This is a genomic window from Geodermatophilus sp. CPCC 205506, assembly GCF_051383635.1.
In the GTDB taxonomy this organism is placed as follows: Bacteria; Actinomycetota; Actinomycetes; order Mycobacteriales; family Geodermatophilaceae; genus Geodermatophilus.
This window is the reverse complement of sequence record NZ_JALPKP010000005.1, coordinates 65,983-82,894: the sequence shown is the minus strand read 5'-3', so window position 1 is coordinate 82,894 and position 16,912 is coordinate 65,983. Positions and strand designations below refer to the sequence as shown.

The 16,912-nt window shown below is 74.2% G+C and carries 21 protein-coding genes; 14 read left to right on the top strand and 7 right to left on the bottom strand.

The annotated features are described in order from the left end of the window. Positions 1-7: 7 nt before the first annotated feature. Genes MY520_RS04415 through MY520_RS04400 form a run of 4 tightly spaced genes read right to left on the bottom strand, consistent with a single transcriptional unit; the run spans position 8 to position 2,683 of the window. Positions 8-325: a phosphatase RsbU N-terminal domain-containing protein gene (locus MY520_RS04415; RefSeq protein WP_436690481.1), complete on the bottom strand. Its 318-nt coding sequence runs from the start codon at positions 323-325 to the stop codon at positions 8-10. Next, positions 322-711, bottom strand: coding sequence for an STAS domain-containing protein (locus tag MY520_RS04410; RefSeq protein ID WP_436690479.1), 390 nt, complete (start codon positions 709-711; stop codon positions 322-324). The genes MY520_RS04415 and MY520_RS04410 overlap by 4 nt, the downstream gene beginning before the upstream one ends. Next, complete coding sequence (locus MY520_RS04405) at positions 708-1,613, bottom strand: STAS domain-containing protein (protein ID WP_436690477.1); 906 nt, start codon at positions 1,611-1,613, stop codon at positions 708-710. The genes MY520_RS04410 and MY520_RS04405 overlap by 4 nt, the downstream gene beginning before the upstream one ends. Then, the gene (locus tag MY520_RS04400) at positions 1,610-2,683 is read right to left on the bottom strand and encodes a sigma-70 family RNA polymerase sigma factor (RefSeq protein WP_436690475.1); all 1,074 of its coding nucleotides are present in this window, start codon (positions 2,681-2,683) and stop codon (positions 1,610-1,612) included. Before MY520_RS04400 ends, MY520_RS04405 begins: the two co-directional genes overlap by 4 nt. Positions 2,684-3,065: 382 nt before the next feature. On the opposite strand from MY520_RS04400, the gene MY520_RS04395 reads away from it, so the two are divergent. The 9 genes from MY520_RS04395 to MY520_RS04355 all read left to right on the top strand — a co-directional run bounded on the left by MY520_RS04395 (position 3,066) and on the right by MY520_RS04355 (position 10,871). Beyond that, entirely contained in the window at positions 3,066-3,746 is a 681-nt protein-coding gene (locus tag MY520_RS04395) for a prepilin peptidase (RefSeq protein WP_436690473.1), read from the top strand. Between the two features lie 201 nt (positions 3,747-3,947). After that, complete coding sequence (locus tag MY520_RS04390; RefSeq protein WP_436690471.1) at positions 3,948-4,157, top strand: Flp family type IVb pilin; 210 nt, start codon at positions 3,948-3,950, stop codon at positions 4,155-4,157. Positions 4,158-4,263: 106 nt separating this feature from the next. After that, positions 4,264-4,659: a TadE/TadG family type IV pilus assembly protein gene (locus tag MY520_RS04385; protein WP_436690469.1), complete on the top strand. Its 396-nt coding sequence runs from the start codon at positions 4,264-4,266 to the stop codon at positions 4,657-4,659. An 80-nt stretch (positions 4,660-4,739) separates the two neighbouring features. Further along, a complete protein-coding gene (locus MY520_RS04380; RefSeq protein ID WP_436690467.1) occupies positions 4,740-5,639 on the top strand; it encodes a pilus assembly protein TadG-related protein in 900 nt (299 codons plus the stop codon). A 10-nt stretch (positions 5,640-5,649) separates the two neighbouring features. Beyond that, entirely contained in the window at positions 5,650-6,435 is a 786-nt protein-coding gene (gene cpaB / locus MY520_RS04375; protein ID WP_436690466.1) for a Flp pilus assembly protein CpaB, read from the top strand. Further along, the gene (locus tag MY520_RS04370) at positions 6,432-7,622 is read left to right on the top strand and encodes an AAA family ATPase (RefSeq protein ID WP_436690464.1); all 1,191 of its coding nucleotides are present in this window, start codon (positions 6,432-6,434) and stop codon (positions 7,620-7,622) included. Before cpaB ends, MY520_RS04370 begins: the two co-directional genes overlap by 4 nt. Continuing rightward, positions 7,619-9,049 carry a CpaF family protein gene (locus MY520_RS04365; RefSeq protein ID WP_436690462.1) on the top strand — a complete coding sequence of 477 codons (1,431 nt, stop codon included), beginning with the start codon at positions 7,619-7,621 and terminating at the stop codon, positions 9,047-9,049. Before MY520_RS04370 ends, MY520_RS04365 begins: the two co-directional genes overlap by 4 nt. Beyond that, entirely contained in the window at positions 9,049-9,990 is a 942-nt protein-coding gene (locus MY520_RS04360; protein WP_436690460.1) for a type II secretion system F family protein, read from the top strand. Before MY520_RS04365 ends, MY520_RS04360 begins: the two co-directional genes overlap by 1 nt. Next, the gene (locus MY520_RS04355; RefSeq protein ID WP_436690458.1) at positions 9,990-10,871 is read left to right on the top strand and encodes a type II secretion system F family protein; all 882 of its coding nucleotides are present in this window, start codon (positions 9,990-9,992) and stop codon (positions 10,869-10,871) included. Before MY520_RS04360 ends, MY520_RS04355 begins: the two co-directional genes overlap by 1 nt. A 120-nt stretch (positions 10,872-10,991) precedes the next feature. Here the strand turns inward: MY520_RS04355 and MY520_RS04350 are convergent, their stop codons facing one another. After that, entirely contained in the window at positions 10,992-11,336 is a 345-nt protein-coding gene (locus MY520_RS04350) for a hypothetical protein (RefSeq protein ID WP_436690456.1), read from the bottom strand. 138 nt (positions 11,337-11,474) lie between these two features. Between MY520_RS04350 and MY520_RS04345 the strand changes: the two genes are divergently transcribed. The 5 genes from MY520_RS04345 (at position 11,475) to MY520_RS04325 (ending at position 14,083) form a co-directional block, all read left to right on the top strand. Beyond that, positions 11,475-12,605 (top strand): Vms1/Ankzf1 family peptidyl-tRNA hydrolase, encoded by a 1,131-nt coding sequence (locus MY520_RS04345; protein ID WP_436690454.1) that lies wholly within the window; start codon positions 11,475-11,477, stop codon positions 12,603-12,605. Between the two features lie 25 nt (positions 12,606-12,630). Next, a complete protein-coding gene (locus tag MY520_RS04340; protein ID WP_436690452.1) occupies positions 12,631-12,888 on the top strand; it encodes a DUF2795 domain-containing protein in 258 nt (85 codons plus the stop codon). Further along, positions 12,888-13,118: a hypothetical protein gene (locus MY520_RS04335; RefSeq protein ID WP_436690450.1), complete on the top strand. Its 231-nt coding sequence runs from the start codon at positions 12,888-12,890 to the stop codon at positions 13,116-13,118. Before MY520_RS04340 ends, MY520_RS04335 begins: the two co-directional genes overlap by 1 nt. Further along, positions 13,115-13,504, top strand: a complete 390-nt coding sequence (locus MY520_RS04330; protein WP_436690622.1) for an acyl-CoA thioesterase — start codon at positions 13,115-13,117, stop codon at positions 13,502-13,504. The genes MY520_RS04335 and MY520_RS04330 overlap by 4 nt, the downstream gene beginning before the upstream one ends. Before the next feature lie 138 nt (positions 13,505-13,642). After that, complete coding sequence (locus MY520_RS04325) at positions 13,643-14,083, top strand: ChaB family protein (RefSeq protein WP_436690448.1); 441 nt, start codon at positions 13,643-13,645, stop codon at positions 14,081-14,083. A 13-nt stretch (positions 14,084-14,096) separates the two neighbouring features. On the opposite strand, the gene MY520_RS04320 is transcribed toward MY520_RS04325, so the two are convergent. Then, entirely contained in the window at positions 14,097-15,407 is a 1,311-nt protein-coding gene (locus tag MY520_RS04320) for a M24 family metallopeptidase (RefSeq protein ID WP_436690446.1), read from the bottom strand. An 84-nt stretch (positions 15,408-15,491) separates the two neighbouring features. Further along, positions 15,492-16,637, bottom strand: a complete 1,146-nt coding sequence (locus MY520_RS04315) for a diguanylate cyclase (protein ID WP_436690444.1) — start codon at positions 16,635-16,637, stop codon at positions 15,492-15,494. Positions 16,638-16,912: the final 275 nt, after the last annotated feature.

Here is a 16,912-nt window from a genome sequence, read left to right as displayed (position 1 = left end):
AGCGCTGTCAGGGAGGAAGACGCCCCCGCCCGACGGGGATGACGCGAGATCCGCTGCGGTAGGCCATGTCGTAGCTCGACAGCACCTCCAGCAGGAACGCCGATGCCGACCGGGCCACCTGCGGCACCTCGCCGGCAGGGGTCTCGGCGAGCACCTCCGCGAGGAGGTCGTGGTGCACCTGCACCACCTCGAGCAGGCTCCGACCCGCGGCCAGGGTGCCACGCCCGAGCTGGTAGCCGGTGGTCAGCGCCGATTCCTCCTGCCTCGACAGGTACCGGAGGAAGGCCGCGCGGTAGTCGCGCAGCAGGTCCCCGTGCGGTGTCACGGCCCCGGCACCGGCGGGGCGGCGAGTCGTGTGTCCAGTTCCTCCAGTCCTTCCTCGAGGTCCAGCGCGGTGATGACCGTGCCGGTGTCCATGCCCAGCTCCACCATGGCGAAGGCGACGTCGGGCTGGATGCCGACGATGACGGTGACCGCGCCTCGCAGCCGGGCCATCTCGGCGATGTCCCGGAGGGTGCGCGTGCCGAAGGAGTCCAGGACGTCGAGCGCGGCCACGTCGATGACCACCCCGCGGGCGCGGTCGGCGCCGATCCGCTCCACGAGGTCCTCCTGGAAACGGACCAGCTGGGAGTCGTCGAGCGCCGTGTGCACCGAGGCGATCAGGTACGGGGCCTGCCGCAGGATGGAGAACAGCCGCGGGCCGGGTGTCATGGCCCACCTGTCTCGCTGCCCCGGGTGACCGTGTACCCCAGGAGCCGCTCGGCCTGCTCCAACCCGCCCTGCAGGTCGCCGATCGTGTTCATCTTGCTGAGATCCACCCCGATGGTGACCAGCGTCTGGGCGATCTCGGGGGACAGACCGGTGATGATCACGCTGGCGCCCATGAGCCGGGACGCGTCCACCGTCCGGACCAGGTTGTTGGCGACGGACTCGTCGACGTCCGGGACGCCGGTGATGTCGACGACGACGACCTTGGCCCGGTGGGTGCGGATGCCGCTGAGGAGTTGAACGGTCAGCTGACGCGCGCGCTCCTGGTCCAGCACACCGATGATCGGCAGGATCAGCAGCCGCTCCCGGACCGGGAGCACCGGCGTCGACAGCTCCCGGATGGCGTCCTGCTGCTGCCGGATGACCCGCTCCCGCTCGTCGACGAAGCTGACCGCGACGGTGTTGGCGATCCGGTTCGCGGCCGGCTCGTAGGCGTCGAGCACACGGTTGAGCAGGGGCAGGTCACCCTGGTACTTCTCGAACAGCGACCGGGCCAGGACGTCGCGCAGCAGCAGGACGATCCCCACGACCTCGTGGGTCTCCACGCCGCGCGGGATGATCCGCTCGGACAGGTCGCGGGCATAGTGCTGCAGCGCCTCCACGCTGCCGGTCTCGAGCACCTCGACGTAGTTGTCGTAGACCAGGGTGGTCTCGGCGGCCATCTCCTGAGAGGTCATCGCCTGCAGCAGGTGGGCCCCCTGGATGCGCGAGGCCCACTCCTGCCGCAACCGGGTCCGGTGCTCGCGCAGGTGGGCCACGAGCTGGGGGAGCAGGACGTCCTCGTCGGCGTGCGCAGTCGAGTGCGGGCGGGCCTCGGTCACGGTCGCGTCCTCGTTCCTCGTCATCGCTCTCCCCGCCACTTCGTCATCGTCACCGTCACGCCGCGGCCGCTCTCGGAGAGGACCGCGAACTCGTCCATGAGGCGTCGGGCACCGGGAAGCCCGAGCCCGAGACCCCGGTAGGTGCTGTAGCCGTCCCGCAGGGCCTCTTCGACGTCGGGGATCCCGGGGCCGGAGTCGCGCGCCACGATGGAGATGCCGGTCCGCGGTTGCTCGACGGGCTCGACCACGATCTCGCCGGCGTCGGCGAAGCGCACGATGTTGCGGGCGATCTCGGAGACCGCCGTGGCGATCAGCGTGATGTCGGTGGGGGAGAACCCGAGCTGGGTGGCCACCTCGCGGGCCGCCTGGCGCGCCCCGACGATGTCGGCATCGGTGCGGACGGGGACGCGCACGACGTCCTCCCGGGCGCGGCCGCGTCCGACGAGGGGCTCGGACAGCCTCGCGCAGAGGTCGCACTCCAGCAGGTGGCGGGCCGCGTCCACCTCCCGCTGGCGCCGGCGGTCGCCGCCGGAGATGGCGAGCAGCACCGGGCGGCACCGCTCGGTCGGGGGTTCCACGCGCTCGGAGACCAGGAGGTACTCCACGCGCAACCGGGCGCGGGTGCGGTTGAGCTGGGCGGCCACGGCACCGGCGGTCGAGCCGAGCTCGGCGGCGAGGGAGCGGGTGTCCTGGCCGGAGACCTCGTGGGCCAGGAGGGTCGCCCGGTCCCGGTCGGAGAGCCTGGTCAGCGCCTCGGCGACGGCCGCGCGGTCCTCGCTGGCGAGCACGCCCTCGTCGGGCGCATCGGACGGGCGCAGGTCGACGACCCGGTGGAGGTGGCGGCGCTGCCGGTCCGCGTCCCGCCACATCGACGTGACGACGTTGCGGGCAGTGACGATCGCGTAGGGCTCGAGCATCCCCGGCTCCACCCGGCCCGCCGCCGCCAGCACCCGGGCCAGCGTCTCCTGCACCAGGTCGTCGGCGGTGGCCTGGTCGGGGACGCGCGCGGCGACGATCCGGCGGACGAGGGGGATGAGGCCTGCGACGTCCGCAGACTCCATGCCCGCGACATCCACCGGGTCGACGGCCTCCATGCGACGAGACGCTACGCCCGGGGGCACCGGCCGGTCGCGCCGAACGGCGCCGCCGGTGGCACCTGACCAGCACGTCCACCGCGGGACGCGGATCCGGCGATCCATGACGCGCCGTCGTCCCGGCATCCGGGGCGACGGCGGGTCGGGCCCCCGCGCCGAGCAGGACGGATGCGACCGCGGCCCGCCGGACGGGGAACTGCCTGATTCGTCAGCCCCCGCCCGGTGCGACGTCTCCACCGTGCAGGGCCCGAGGAGCCGGCCGGCGGACCCGTGACCCCGGTCCGTCGGCCGGCCCCCGGAAGTCACCCGACAGGAGGAGGTGGCGCTCCGCGGTCGCGCGCCTCCGTTGTGTCATCATCTGCGTCGTGCACGTGAGGACCCGGTGACCGTCGTCGTCGCGCTCGCGGCACTGGTCGCACTCGTCGCCGGTGTGGCCGGCGGCGTGGTCGTCAACCGCGCCGCCGGGCGCTTCCCGTGGCCCCCGAGCGCTCGGGTCCGTGACCTGGCCCGCCCCGGAGCCGCCGCCGTCCGCCCGCCGGTGCTGGAGATCGTCACCGCGCTGCTGTTCGTCCTCGTCGGCCTGCGGTTCGGGGTCTCCTGGGAGCTGCCCGCCTTCCTCCTCCTGGCCGGCGCGGGGGTGCTGCTCGCCGTCATCGACCTGCGGGCCCGGCTGCTGCCGAACCGGGTGCTGCTCCCCGCGCTCGGCGCCGGCGCCGCCCTGCTGGTGCTGCCCGCCGCCCTGGACGGCGCCTGGCCGGCCCTGCTGCGCGCCGTCCTCGGAGCCGCGGCGCTGTTCGCCGCCTTCCTCGTCCTCGCCCTGCTCTCCCCGGGGGCGCTCGGGATGGGCGACGTGAAGCTGGCCGCCCTGCTCGGCCTGTACCTCGGCTGGCTCGGCTGGGGCGCGGTCCTCGGCGGGGCGGTCGCGGGCTTCGTCGTCCAGGCCGTCGTGGCGCTGGGCCTGCTCGCCGCGCGGCGGATCGGGCTGCGCGGCGAGCTCCCGTTCGGCCCGGCGATGCTCGCCGGCGCCGCCGTCGCCATCTGGTGGACCGCGCTGCCCGTCTGAGGCGGCTCCCGGCACGACCCGGTCATCCCGGTCACTCCGGGTGACATGCCGGGCCCCGTACACCCGGGGGAGTGACGCGGGTCGATCGATGGGGGGAAGGACCCTCAAGTCGCCGAGCGGAATGCCCGACGGGGTTCTCACTGCCGCAAGGCCGGGTCGACCGATCCGGACCGGACGGCCCGTCCCCCCAGGAGAACCCCCGTGATCAACCCGCTCGCCACTCTCGTCACCCTCGTCGCCCTCGCCAAGGACCGCGTCCAGCGCGAGGAGAAGGGCGCCACCGCCGTCGAGTACGGCCTCATGGTGGGCCTGATCGCCATCGCGATCATCGGCGCGGTCATGTTCCTCAGCGACGAGCTGTCCGGCCTCTTCGACCAGATCGGCAACGAGCTGTCCACCGCCGGCGACTGAGCCCGGCCCCACCCAGCACCGCGGCGCAGCGGCTCCTCCCCCGGGAGCCGCTGCGCCGTCGCACACGGACGAGCGGGCCACGACCACGGAGAGGAGGCGGGGATCGATGCGCAACCGGCTGCAGGAGCAACGCGGGGCCGCGGCGGTGGAGTTCGCCATGATCATCCCCCTGCTGCTGATCCTCGTGCTCGGCATCGCCGAGTTCGGTCACGCCTTCCAGGTGCAGGGCACGCTGTCGGCCGCCGCTCGCGAGGGCGCCCGGGTGATGGCGCTGCAGAACGACCCCGCCGCGGCGCGCACCGCCGTCCGCAACGCCGCGCCCACGCTCGACCCCGCGATCACCAACGCGCAGATCGCCGTCACACCGGCCGCGTGCCCGATGACGAGCACCGGCACTACCAACGTGCGCGTGACCATCGAGTACCCGATGCCGTTCCTCACCGACTTCTTCGGCGTGAGCATCGAGCTGTCCGGGACGGGGGTCATGCGGTGCAACGGCTGAGAAAGGCCCCCCCTGCCCCCCGCCACGGCGGCCGCACGGCCCTCCGCCGCCGGCTGGCCGGCGAGCACGGAGCCTCGGCGGTGCTCATCGCGCTGCTGCTGGTCCCCGTCCTCGGCTTCACCGCGATCGCCGTCGACGTCGGCGCCCTCTACGCCGAGAAGGCGCGGCTGCAGACCGCCGCCGACGCCGCCGCGCTCGCCGTCGCCCGCGACTGCGCCCGCGGCGCCTGCGGGAACATGCAGGCGACCGCCCAGGCCCTCGTCGACGCCAACCTCGGGGACGCCACCGCGGGCCCGCCGGTGCTCGGCAGCGACCCGACCAGCGTCACCGTCACCGGCAGCACGCCGACCGAGCACTGGTTCGCGCCGGTCCTCGGCCACGAGGCGACGCAGGTCCAGGCGACCGCCACCGTGGCCTGGGGCGCGCCGAGCGCGGGGACGGCGGCCCTCCCGCTGATCTTCTCGTGGTGCGAGTTCGCCGCGCAGACCGGCGGCGGCATCCCGTCCACGACCACCGAGCGCACCATCGTGCTGCCCAAGAAGAGCGACACCGGCTGCACCGGGCCCTCCCACATGTTCGTCCCCGGGGGCTTCGGCTGGCTGGTCACCAACGGCAACGGGACCACGTGCCGGGCCACCAGCTCGGTGGGCGGCCGGTTCACCTCGGAGACCGGCAACAACCCCTCGCAGGGCTGCGACCCCGAGGACCTCGCCGCCCTCGTCGGTCGCACCGTGCTGCTGCCGATCTTCGACGACTACGGCGGCACCGGCAGCCACGCCTGGTACCACGTCTACGGCTATGCCGCCTTCACGATCACCAGCTACCACTTCGGCGGTCAGTACGACTCCGGCACGCCCTGCAAGGGCGAGGAGCGGTGCATCCGCGGCTTCTTCACCCGCTTCGTCGACACCTCCGATGCCTTCTCCTACGGCCCCGGCGCGCCCTCACTCGGCGCCTGGGTCCTCCGACTGATCCGATAGGGGCCCCGCCTTGAGACGCCGACTCCTCGCCGCCACCGCGGCGCTCCTCCTCGCCGTGGTGGGCACCGTGGTGCTGCTCGCCTACGTGCGCGGCGCCGACGCGCGCGCCCTGGCCGGCGTGCGCACCGCCGAGGTGCTCGTGGTGGACCAGCCGGTCCCCGAGGGCACGCCGGCCGACACGCTCGGCGAGTACGTCCGGGTCGAACAGCTGCCGGCCAAGGCCGTCGTCGACGACGCGGTCACCGACCTGGCCGCCCTCGCGGGGCAGGTCGCCACGGTGGCCCTCCAGCCGGGGGAGCAGGTGCTCGCCAGCCGCTTCGCCGCTCCGGACGCCCTCGCCGTGCCCGGAACGGTGGCCCCGCCCCCGGGCGCCTCGGAGGTCAGCGTCCTGCTCGAGCCGCAGCGGGCCGTCGGCGGCCGGCTCGCCGCCGGGGACGAGATCGGCGTCTACGTCTCCATGGACCTCGAGAACGAGGCCGGCAAGAAGATCGGCGTCACGCACGCCACCCTGCACGGCGTGCTGGTGACCCAGGTCCAGGGCGCCCCGGTACAGCCGACCGGGTCGGAGACCGAGACCGTCTCCTCGGGCAGCGCGCCCGAGGGCAGCCTCATGGTCACGCTCGCGGTGCCGGCCAGGGACGCCGAGCTCGTCGTCTTCGGCATGGAGCACGGCACGGTGTGGCTGTCCCTCGAGCCCGAGGGTGCGGACTCCTCCGGCACCACGATCGTCAACCAGGGAAACGTGTACGGCGACCAGCTCGCCGGCCTCGGCACCGTCTACGGAGGAACCAAGTGAGTCGCGTGGTGTTGGCCGCGGCCGACGACGAGCTCGCCCAGCGGGTGCACGCCGCGGTCGACGGCGACGTCCAGGTGCTGCCGCCCGGTCGCCTGCCCGGCGACCCGGCCCGGCTGTTCGAGCAGCTGCGGGACGGCGAGCTGCCCGACGTCCTGCTCATCGGCCACCTGGCACCGCCGCAGGAGGTGCTGACGCTGGCCCAGCGGCTCGACGTCCAGTGCCCCGGCATCAGCGTGGTGCTGCTGGCCGAGCCCTCGCCGGAGATGCTGCAGGCCGCCATGCGCGCCGGGATCCGCGACCTGCTCGCCCCCGGCGCGGAGCCCGCGGCGATCCGCGCCGCCGTGGAGCGGGCCGGCTCGGCCGCGGCCGGCCGGCGGCGGGTGCTGCGCCCGGTGGAGGAGACCGCCCGGTACACCGGGCGGGTCATCACCATCGCCTCGCCCAAGGGCGGGGTCGGCAAGACCACGATCGCGTCCAACCTCGCGCTCGGACTCACCGCGGCGGCGCCGCAGTCGACCGTGCTGGTCGACCTCGACGTGCAGTTCGGCGACGTCGCCTCCGCGCTCGGCCTCACCCCCGAGTACACGCTGCCCGACGCCGTCCACGGTCCGGCCAGCGAGGACACGATGGTCCTCAAGACCTTCCTCACCCAGCACCCGAGCGGGCTCTACGCCGTCTGCGGGGCCGAGTCGCCGGCCGCCGGCGACGGCGTCACGGGCGCCGACGTCACCCGCCTGCTCACCTCACTGGCCCGGGAGTTCCGCTACGTCGTGGTCGACACCGCGCCGGGCCTGTCGGAGCAGACCCTCGCCGCGCTCGACCGCGCGACCGACGTCGTGATGCTGAGCAGCATGGACGTCCCCGGCGTCCGCGGACTGCGCAAGGAGCTCGACGTGCTCCGGGAGCTGTGCATGATCCCCGCCGGCCGGCACGTGGTCATGAACCTCGCCGATCCCAAGGGCGGGCTGTCGGTGCGCGACGTCGAGACGGCCATCGGCACCGGGGTGGACGTCGTCGTGCCCCGGTCGGCCGCGGTGCCGGCGTCGACCAACCAGGGCGTGCCGATCCTCGCCAGTGGCCGCAAGGACCCCGCCGTCAAGGAGCTGCGCCGTCTCGTGGCCCGCTTCGCCGCGACCCCGCTGATGAAGCCCAGCCGGTACCGGGCCAAGCACCGGGCGGCGTCGTGAACCTCGCGTCTCGTCTCGCCGCCGCGCAGGGCCGGCACGCGGCGCCCGACGCCCCCGTCCTGTCCGTCGCTCCGGATGCGGCCACCACGACCGCGGCCCCCGTGCCCCGGCCGGTGTCCCCGGCGACCCCGCCCCCCACCGACGCGCTCACCAGGCTCAAGGACCGGGTGGCGAAGGCGCTGTTCGAGCGCATGGGCAACCGGATGAACGACCCGACCCTGTCGGAGGAGGCGCTGCGCACCCTGGTCCTCGGCGAGCTCGACGAGGTCGTCGAGGAGGAGCGGGTCCCGCTCAGCACCGAGGAGCGGCAGCGGCTGACCGCCGAGCTGGCCGACGACGTCCTCGGCTTCGGGCCGCTGCAGCGGCTGCTCGACGACCCGACGGTCTCCGAGATCATGTGCAACGGGCCGGAGAACGTCTACGTCGAGCAGAACGGCAAGCTGGTCCGCACCGGCTCCCGGTTCACCTCCGAGGAGCACCTGCGGCGGGTGATCGACCGGATCGTCTCCCGCGTGGGACGGCGGATCGACGAGTCCTCGCCGCTGGTCGACGCGCGCCTCGCCGACGGCTCCCGGGTCAACGCGATCATCCCGCCGCTGGCCTTCAGCGGGTCGACCCTGACCATCCGGAAGTTCGCCAAGGACCCCTTCGGCGTCGACGACCTCATCGGCTTCGGCACGCTGAGCCCCGAGATGGCCGAGCTGCTGAGCGCCTGCGTCGAGGCCCGGCTGAACATCATCGTGTCCGGCGGCACCGGCACCGGGAAGACGACCCTGCTGAACGTGCTCTCCTCGTTCATCCCCGAGGACGAGCGGATCGTCACCATCGAGGACGCCGTCGAGCTGCAGCTGCAGCAGGAGCACGTCGTCCGGCTCGAGTCACGGCCGCCCAACATCGAGGGCCGGGGCGCGATCACCATCCGCGACCTCGTCCGCAACTCCCTCCGGATGCGCCCCGACCGGATCGTCGTCGGGGAGTGCCGCGGCGGGGAGTCGCTGGACATGCTCCAGGCGATGAACACCGGCCACGACGGGTCGCTGTCCACGGTGCACGCCAACTCCCCGCGCGACGCGATCGCCCGGCTGGAGACGCTGGTGCTCATGGCCGGCATGGACCTGCCACTGCGGGCCATCCGCGAGCAGATCGCCTCGGCGGTGGACGTCGTCGTGCAGCTCACCCGGTTGCGCGACGGCACCCGCCGGGTCACCCACGTGACCGAGGTGCAGGGCATGGAGGGCGAGACCGTCACCCTCCAGGACGCCTTCCTCTTCGACTACGCCGCCGGCGTCGACGCGGCCGGCCGGTTCCTCGGCAAGCCGGCGCCGACCGGCGTCCGGCCGCGGTTCACCGACCGCTTCGACGACCTCGGCATCACCCTGTCGCCGCGGGTGTTCGGGGCCGTCGAGCCCCGGCGGGGGTGGGGCTGATGTCCCCGGCCGTGCTGCTCGCCGGCCTGGTCGCGCTCGCCGGTGCCCTGTTGCTCGTCGCGCTGGTCGTGCTCCCGGCCGGTCCGCGCCGGGTGCCGCTGTCCCGGCTGGACCCCTCGGTCGCACCGCAGGCCTCGGCGCTCGCCGGTGCCTCGGCCGCCGCCGGCGCCGCCGTCGAGCGCGTGCTGGTCAAGCGGGGGCGCATCGCCGCCGGCGCCGCTGCGCTGGAGCGGGCGGGGATGACCATGGCCCTGCCCGACCTGGTGCTGCTCGTCGGGTCGGCCACGCTGGTGCTGGGCGCGCTCGCACTGCTGCTCGGTGGGCCGATCCCCGCCGTCCTGGCCACGGTCGCCACGCCGCTGGCCGCCCGGCTGCTGGTGCGGATCCGCACGGGCCGTCGGCAGGCGGCCTTCGCCGACCAGCTGGACGACTCGCTGCAACTGATGGCCAGCAGCCTGCGCGCCGGGCACAGCCTGCTGCGCGCGGTCGACTCGGTGTCCGCCGAGGCCGCCGCGCCCATGTCGGAGGAGTTCGCGCGCCTCGTCAACGAGACCCGCGTCGGTCGGGACCTGGGCGACGCGCTCGACGAGGTGGCCGAGCGGATGGACAGCGACGACTTCCGCTGGATCGCCCAGGCCATCGCCATCCACCGCGAGGTCGGGGGCAACCTGGCGGAGGTGCTCGACACCGTCGGGCACACCATCCGCGAGCGCAACGCCATCCGCCGTCAGGTCAAGGCCCTGTCGGCGGAGGGGAAACTCTCGGCCGTCGTCCTCATGGCCCTGCCGTTCGGCGTCATCGCGTTCCTGTCGGTGGCCAACCCCGAGTACCTGTCGGCCTTCACGGAGAGCCTGGCCGGGTACGCGATGATCGGGATCGCCGCGGTGCTCCTGGTGGTCGGTGCCCTCTGGCTCAAGAAGACCGTCAGGATCACGTTCTGATGGCGCCGACCGCCGTGCTCGCCGCCGCGGCCGTCGCGCTCGCCCTGCCGCTGCTCGGCTGGGCCCTGTTCGCCCGCCCGCAGGACGTCGTCGTCCAGGCCCGGGCCAACCTGGTCCGGGGCTTGGAGCTGCCCGGCGCGGCCGCGCGGCCGCGATCCGGGCTGCTGCCCCGGCTCACCCGCTCGCTCACCCCGGCCGGGACGGTGGCCCGGCTCAACCGGCTGGCCGGCGGCGCGGGCCGCCCCGCCGACTGGCCGGTGCCGCGGCTGGTCGCGGCCAAGCTGGTGCTGGCCGCGGCCGCGGGCGGGCTGGGGCTGCTGGTCGTCGTGTCCCGTCCCGGCGCGCTGACCGTGCTCATGGCCGTCGTGGTCACCGGCGTCGCCTACGTCGTCCCCGAACTGCTCCTCTACAGCCGGGGCCAGGAGCGGCAGAAGGCGATCGCCCTCGAGCTGGCCGACACCCTCGACCAGATGACGATCGCCGTCGAGGCCGGGCTGGGCTTCGAGGCGGCGATGGCGCGGGCCGGCCGCAACGGCCGGGGACCGCTGGCCGAGGAGCTGGTGCGGACGCTGCAGGACATCGCCGTCGGCCAGCCGCGCCGGGAGGCCTACGTCGCGCTGGCCGAGCGGGCCGCGGTTCCGGACCTGCGGCGCTTCATCCGCGCCGTCGTCCAGGCCGACGTCTACGGGGTCTCGATCGCCGACGTGCTGCGCACCCAGGCCCAGGAGATGCGGCTCAAGCGGCGGCAGCGGGCCGAGGAGAAGGCGATGCAGATCCCGGTCAAGGTGATCTTCCCGCTGATCCTGTGCATCCTGCCGACGCTGTTCATCGTGCTGCTCGGCCCCGCGGCCATGGACATCGTCGACGCCTTCAGCGGGTGAGCGGGGGCGCATCGGCCGCCCGCCGAGACCTGCGAACTCGTGGTCATCAGCGGCCGATGGCCACGAGTTCGCAGGTCTCGCGCTGGGGGCGCGGCGCGGGTCAGCCGGGCGCGGTGCGGGTCAGCCGGTGGAGCGGGGCTGGGCCGGGTTGGTGGGGACCCCCTGGGACGGCGGGTTGACCGGCGGGCCGGACGTCGCCTCGGAGACCTTCGAGCCGGCCGCGGCGGGCACCGGGTCGTCGGCGGCCGGCGCGGTCGGATCCCCGCCCGAGGGTTTCGCGCCCGCGCGCAGCGAGGTGAGCCGGTTCTGCATGATCGTCACCACCTGCAGGCGGTTGGCGTGCGCCCGCTCGTACGCGAGCAGCGTCTCCAGCCCCGCGGCGTCCAGGGAGCGGATCCGCGAGGTGAGGCCGTCGACCGGCAGGTGGTCGTAGTCGGGCAGCGGGAGTTGGTCGCGCTCGGTCATGCAGCGCGCCTACCCCTGCCCCGCCCGTCCGACACCGGGTGTGAGGCCACTGCCGGTGGGTAGGCGGCTGGAGCGGGAGCGCCCGGGCAGGGCCTCGCTGTCGGTCCCCACCAGCCGATGAGGAGTGGTTCGCACCCCATGGACGTGTCCTTCCTGGAGCCGGTCTTCAGTGCCGCCGGCCCCTACGCCACGGTCTGCGCCGACGTCACGCACACCACCGAGAACGCCGCCACGGAGCTGGAGCTGCGGGTCCGCGCCATCACCGGGAAGCTGGCCGAGCAGGGCGCGCCGGAGGCGGTCGTGGAGGCGGCCCGCAGCCGGCTGCTCGAGGCGAACGACGGCGGTGACGTCGCTCCGCTGCGGGGCCGGGCCCTCGTCGTCGCGGCCGACGGCACCGTCGTCCTCGACCAGCCGCTGGTCGACGTGCCGCGGCAGGAGGTGGCCGCGTGGTCGCCCCAGCCCGACCTGCTGCCGGTGCTGCGTCAGCTGCCCGGCCGGGTGCCGCACATCGTCGTCGTCGCCGACCGGGTCGGGGCCGACATCTCCGTCGCCACCCTCGCCGGCCGCCCGGAGATCGAGGACGAGGTGGAGGGCGACAGCTTCCAGATCCGGAAGTTCCCGGGCGGCGGCTGGGCGCACCACCGTTACCAGCACAACGCCGAGAACAAGTGGGTCCACAACGCGGACAACGTCGCGCAGCGGATCACCTCGCTGGTGCGCCGGGTCCAGCCGAGGTTCGTGCTGGTCGCCGGTGACGTCCGGGCCCGGCAGATCCTCACCGACCGGGCCGCCGACTCGTGGTCGGACCTGGTCGTGTCGATGGACGAGGGTGGCCGCGCCGCCGGTGCCGACCGCGAGCCGGTCGACCGGCGGGCGGCCGAACTGGTCGCCGAGCACGAGGGCCACGAGGAGGCGCAGGCCGTCGAGCAGATCCAGGCCGCCGGCGCCCACGGCCTGGCCGTGACGGGCACCCCGGCGGTCGTCGAGGCGCTGCGCAAGGGGCAGGTCGAGACGCTGGTGCTGGCCGACCAGCCCGGCGAGGCCACGCTGCTGGTCGGCACCTCGCCGCTGGACCTCGGCGTCGACCAGCACGACATGGACGCCCTGGGCACCCACGGCACCGTCGTCCCGGCGGACCGTGCGCTGCTCGCCGCGGCCGTCGCCGGGAGCGCCGGTGTCGTCGTGGTGCCGCGGGCGGCGATGCCGGACGACGTCCCGGTGGCCGCCGTCCTCCGCTACACCGACGCGTCGACGCCGTCGGCCCAGTGACCACCCGAGCGACCAGGGAGCCCCCGTGACCGACCCGCACGCACCCGCCACCCCGTCCGGCACCTCCGAGGCCGACATCGAACGCCGCGCGGCGATCGCCGAGGCCCTCGGCAAGGAGGTGTGGCCGGCCGACCGGGACACCCTGCTGGCGAAGGCGGAGGAGGGCAACGCCCCCGACCGGGTGCTCGCCGACCTGCGCCGGCTTCCGGCCGGCCAGGAGTTCGCCAACGTGCAGGACGTCGCCCGCGCCCTGGGCGTCGGCACGGAACAGGAGCGTTTCTGATGACCACGCAGAAGGAGCCGAGCCCGGAGGCACTGGACAACGTCACCGAGGACAACGTCCGGACCCGGTCGCAACTGCTGCCCGAGGAGAGGGAGGTCGAGGGCAGCGGCATGGAGGAGGTGGCCGCCGAGGTGATCCTCGCCGAGTCGGAGGAGCGGACGGTCCACGCCGACCCCGACGACGCCCAGGGCGGCCACCGGCGCTCCGAGGACACCGCGGACCTGCCCTGAGCACCCACGAGCACTGGGTCCAGCTGCGCTGGTCGGACCCGGACTCCCTCGGCCACGTCAACCACGCCCGGGCGCTGAGCCTCGTCGAGGACGCCCGGCTGGCGATGGCCGAGGGGGCGCCGGGCGACGGCGGGGTCATCCTCGCCCGGCTCGAGGTCGACTACCTGCGCCAGCTCTACTACCGGACCGGCGAGCGGGTCTGCGTGCGCAGCTGGGTCACCCGCCTGGGCACGAAGTCGCTGACCGTGCGCCAGGAGCTGGTGCAGGACGGCGAGGTCGCGATCCGCGCCGACGTCGTCATGGTGCTGTTCGACTTCGCCACCGACACCAGCCGCGCGATGACCGACGGCGAGCGCGGGCACTGGTCGCGGTTCGCCGCCGCCTGAGCCCGTGTCGTCCGGTGCGGACCCGGAACCGGACGCCGTCCGCCCCGTCGGCTGGTCGGCGCGCGACGACCTCAACCGACCAGGTGGTGGCGGACCTGGTCCCGTTCTTGCGCAGGTGATCCCGGGTAAGGGGGCGCCATGCCGAAGACGACGAAGACGGGCACCGCCAAGCAGGACGAGCTGCCCAGCACCCTCCGCCGCTCACCGAAGAAGGCGCAGCGGACCTTCGCCAAGGCCTACGACTCGGCCATGCAGTCCTACGACGATGAGCAGCGGGCCAACCAGACGGCCTGGGCCGCGGTCAAGCACAGCTTCGAGAAGGTGGGCGACCGCTGGGCGCAGAAGGAGGGCGGCAAGAAGGGGCCCTCCGACGCGCGGGCCGCCGGCGGACGCGACACGAACCGCGAGACCAAGGGCGGCGTGGACGCCAACGCCACCAAGGGGCACCTGCTCCAGGTGGCCAAGAAGCTCGGCATCCCGGGCCGGTCGTCGATGAAGAAGAAGCAGCTCGTCGACGCCATCCAGAAGGCCAACGGCAGGAAGACCGCCGCGGCCCGGAAGACGTCGAAGAAGACGTGACCCCGATGCCCGGTCAGGCGCCGGCGATGAGCACCAGGTCGGTCTGCCGGTCGCCGAGGTAGGTGACGCCCTCGCCGGTGAGCGCGATGCCCTCCTCGAGCGCCATCCGCACCGGCTGGCCACCCCACTCGGGCACCGGCACGCGCACGCACAGCTCCAGGGCGTAGACGGTGTCCGGGCGCAGCACCCGCTCACCGGCCCCGGGCACCCCGCCCTGGTCGTCCCACAGGCCGATCGCCGGACCGGCGCCGTGGCCGTGGAAGCCGACCGGGTGCGAGTAGACGTCCCCGTCGATCCCCTCGGCGGCCGCGGCGGACCGCGCGGCCGCGAGCACCTCGTTGCCGGTGCGCCCGACCCGCAGGGCCGCCGTCGTGAGGTCCTGCATCCGGTTGCCGACGGCCATCGCCCGGCGCAGCCCGGCCGGGGCGGTGCTCTCCCCGGCGCGGAGCACGTAGCCGTTGCGCTGGCTGTCGGTCTTCAGCCCCAGGCTGGACGTCCCGACGTCGCAGTGCACCAGATCACCGGGGGCGACGGGGGAGTCGTACGGGACGGCGGGCAGCAGCGCGCCGCGCTCCAGGACCGGCGCCACACCGGCCCGCTGCAGGTCCACGACCGGGTGGAACCACGGCTCCACTCCCAGGTCGGTGAAGCGCTGCCGGATCCACCACGCGAGGTCGGTGGCCGTCGTCTCGCCGACGACCAGGACGGCGGGGGAGAACGCCTCCTCGATCACCTCGCGCACCAGCAGGTTGAGCACGTGCAGCGCGGCGATCTCCTCCGGCAGTCGGGTCTCCAGCCAGCCGACGGCGAGCTCCTCGGCGGGCACCAGCCGCTCGGCCCACGGTCCGAGCGCGTCGGTGAGCAGCCGGTGCTCGGTGTGCGACAGCCCGTCGGCGAGGGCGAAGTCGGCCGACACGTCGACGCCGATGCGCCGGGGGCCGGCCTGCTCGACGATCCGCCGCACCTCGGCCCACTGCGATTCCGCCGACGGCAGGTCGCGGGCGTCCTCCGGCGCCCAGGCCGGCAGGAACTGGCCCACCGGGTACCGGGAGACCGCGGCCGCGGTGACGCCGTCGTCGCTGCGGTGCAGCACCAGGATCGTCCGCCGCCGGGCCGACAGCCAGGTCGCCGGCAGCAGGGTGGCCAGCACCGGGTCCTCGTTGTACTCGCGGCCGACGACCACCCACAGGTCGATGCCGGCGCGGTCCATGAGCCCCGGCAGCAGGTCGAGCAGCCGCTCGGTGAGCCACCGGTCGCGGACGTCGGCCTGCTCGCGCAGCGGCAGCGGCACCGTGCGGGTCGGGTCCGGCGCGACGAGCGTCATGAGGACAGGGAAGCAGAGAACCGGCGTCCCCACCGGTCGAGCGGCCCCCTGCACGGCCCCGCCGCGGGAGCCCTGGGTCCGTCGTCAGGCCGGGCCGGCGGCGGACGCGTCCTCGTGCGGGCGGTTGTCCTGCAGGCGCACGGTGCGCTGGCGGGGGAGGACGGCGGCGACGCGGTTCCGGCCGGCCTGCTTGGCCTCGTACATCGCCCCGTCGGCCTCGTCGACCAGCCGCCACATCGCCGCGGCGGCGTCCTCCCCGTCGACCGGCCGGACCAGCGACATGCCGATGGACGCGGTCACCGAGTGGCCGTCGGCGGTGCGGCTGCCGGAGACCGCCGAGCGCAGCCGCTCGGCCAGCCGGCCGGCCTCGGAGGAGTCGCTGACCAGCCCGAGCACGATGAGCTCCTCGCCGCCGACGCGGGCCAGCACGTCGGTGGGTCGCACCGTCGCCGCCAGCGACGTCGCCACCGCGCGCAGCACGGCGTCGCCCGCCGCGTGCCCGTGGGCGTCGTTGAGCTGCTTGAAGTGGTCGAGGTCGAGCACCATCGCGGCCACCCGGGACCCGTCGCGGCGGGCCTGGCGCCACACCCGCGGCGCCTGCTCGACCAGGTAGCGCCGGTTGGACAGCCCGGTGAGCGGGTCCTGGTGGGACAGCGCCTGGGTGGCGGCCAGCAGCCGCTGCACCCTGCGGCGGAGCACGAAGACGCCGAACGACGCCAGGTTCAGGACGCCGGCACTGATCACGACCTGGAAGGTGATCAGCAGGGGGCCGTCGTAGGAGTGCTGCAACGCGATCGAGCAGGCCACGACCGTCGCCAGCATGGTGGCGCCGAACATCCAGGGGCCGAGGAACCAGGCGGCGACGAATGACGGGAAGAGCAGCATGAGCGGCGTCGCCTGCGCCGGTTCGGCGACGCTGAGGACGACGATCACGTAGACGACCTGGCAGAGCAGCACCAGCCCGAACGTCTGCGCCCGGCCCGCCCGCTGCCGCACGGCCAGCGCCACCGCGGCCACCAGGCAGGCGCCCATCGCGGCGGTGTAGCTGATCCGGGTGGCGCCGTGGTGCAGGGTCCCGTCGATGAACAGGTTCGCCGTGCCGATCAGGCCGGCGACAGCCGTCAGCGCGGCGAGGGTCAGCGCCGCGATACGGTGCTCCGGTCCTCGGCCGACGGACGCGTCGTGCCGCCGCGTCAGTGTGTCGGTGCCCTTGCGTCGCCCCCCGGTCACAGAACAAGCATGCACCACTGGCGGCATCGGTAGTGTGACTTCGCACACTCCGGCGAAACGCGTTGGTCTCGCGATGGACGTGCGCATCCCGCGAGGCCAGGGTGGCGGCCATGTCCCACCCGTAGCCGGGTCTGGTCGACGTCCGCATGCTGGCCGACCACCCCGCTCACGGCGTCCGGCCCCGCCGCGCTGCGGATGGTGGCGCCCGGCGCGGCCACCGCCGGCCGGTTCGGCCTGGTGGAGTACCGGCTCGACCCGCACAGCCCCGGCGCCGC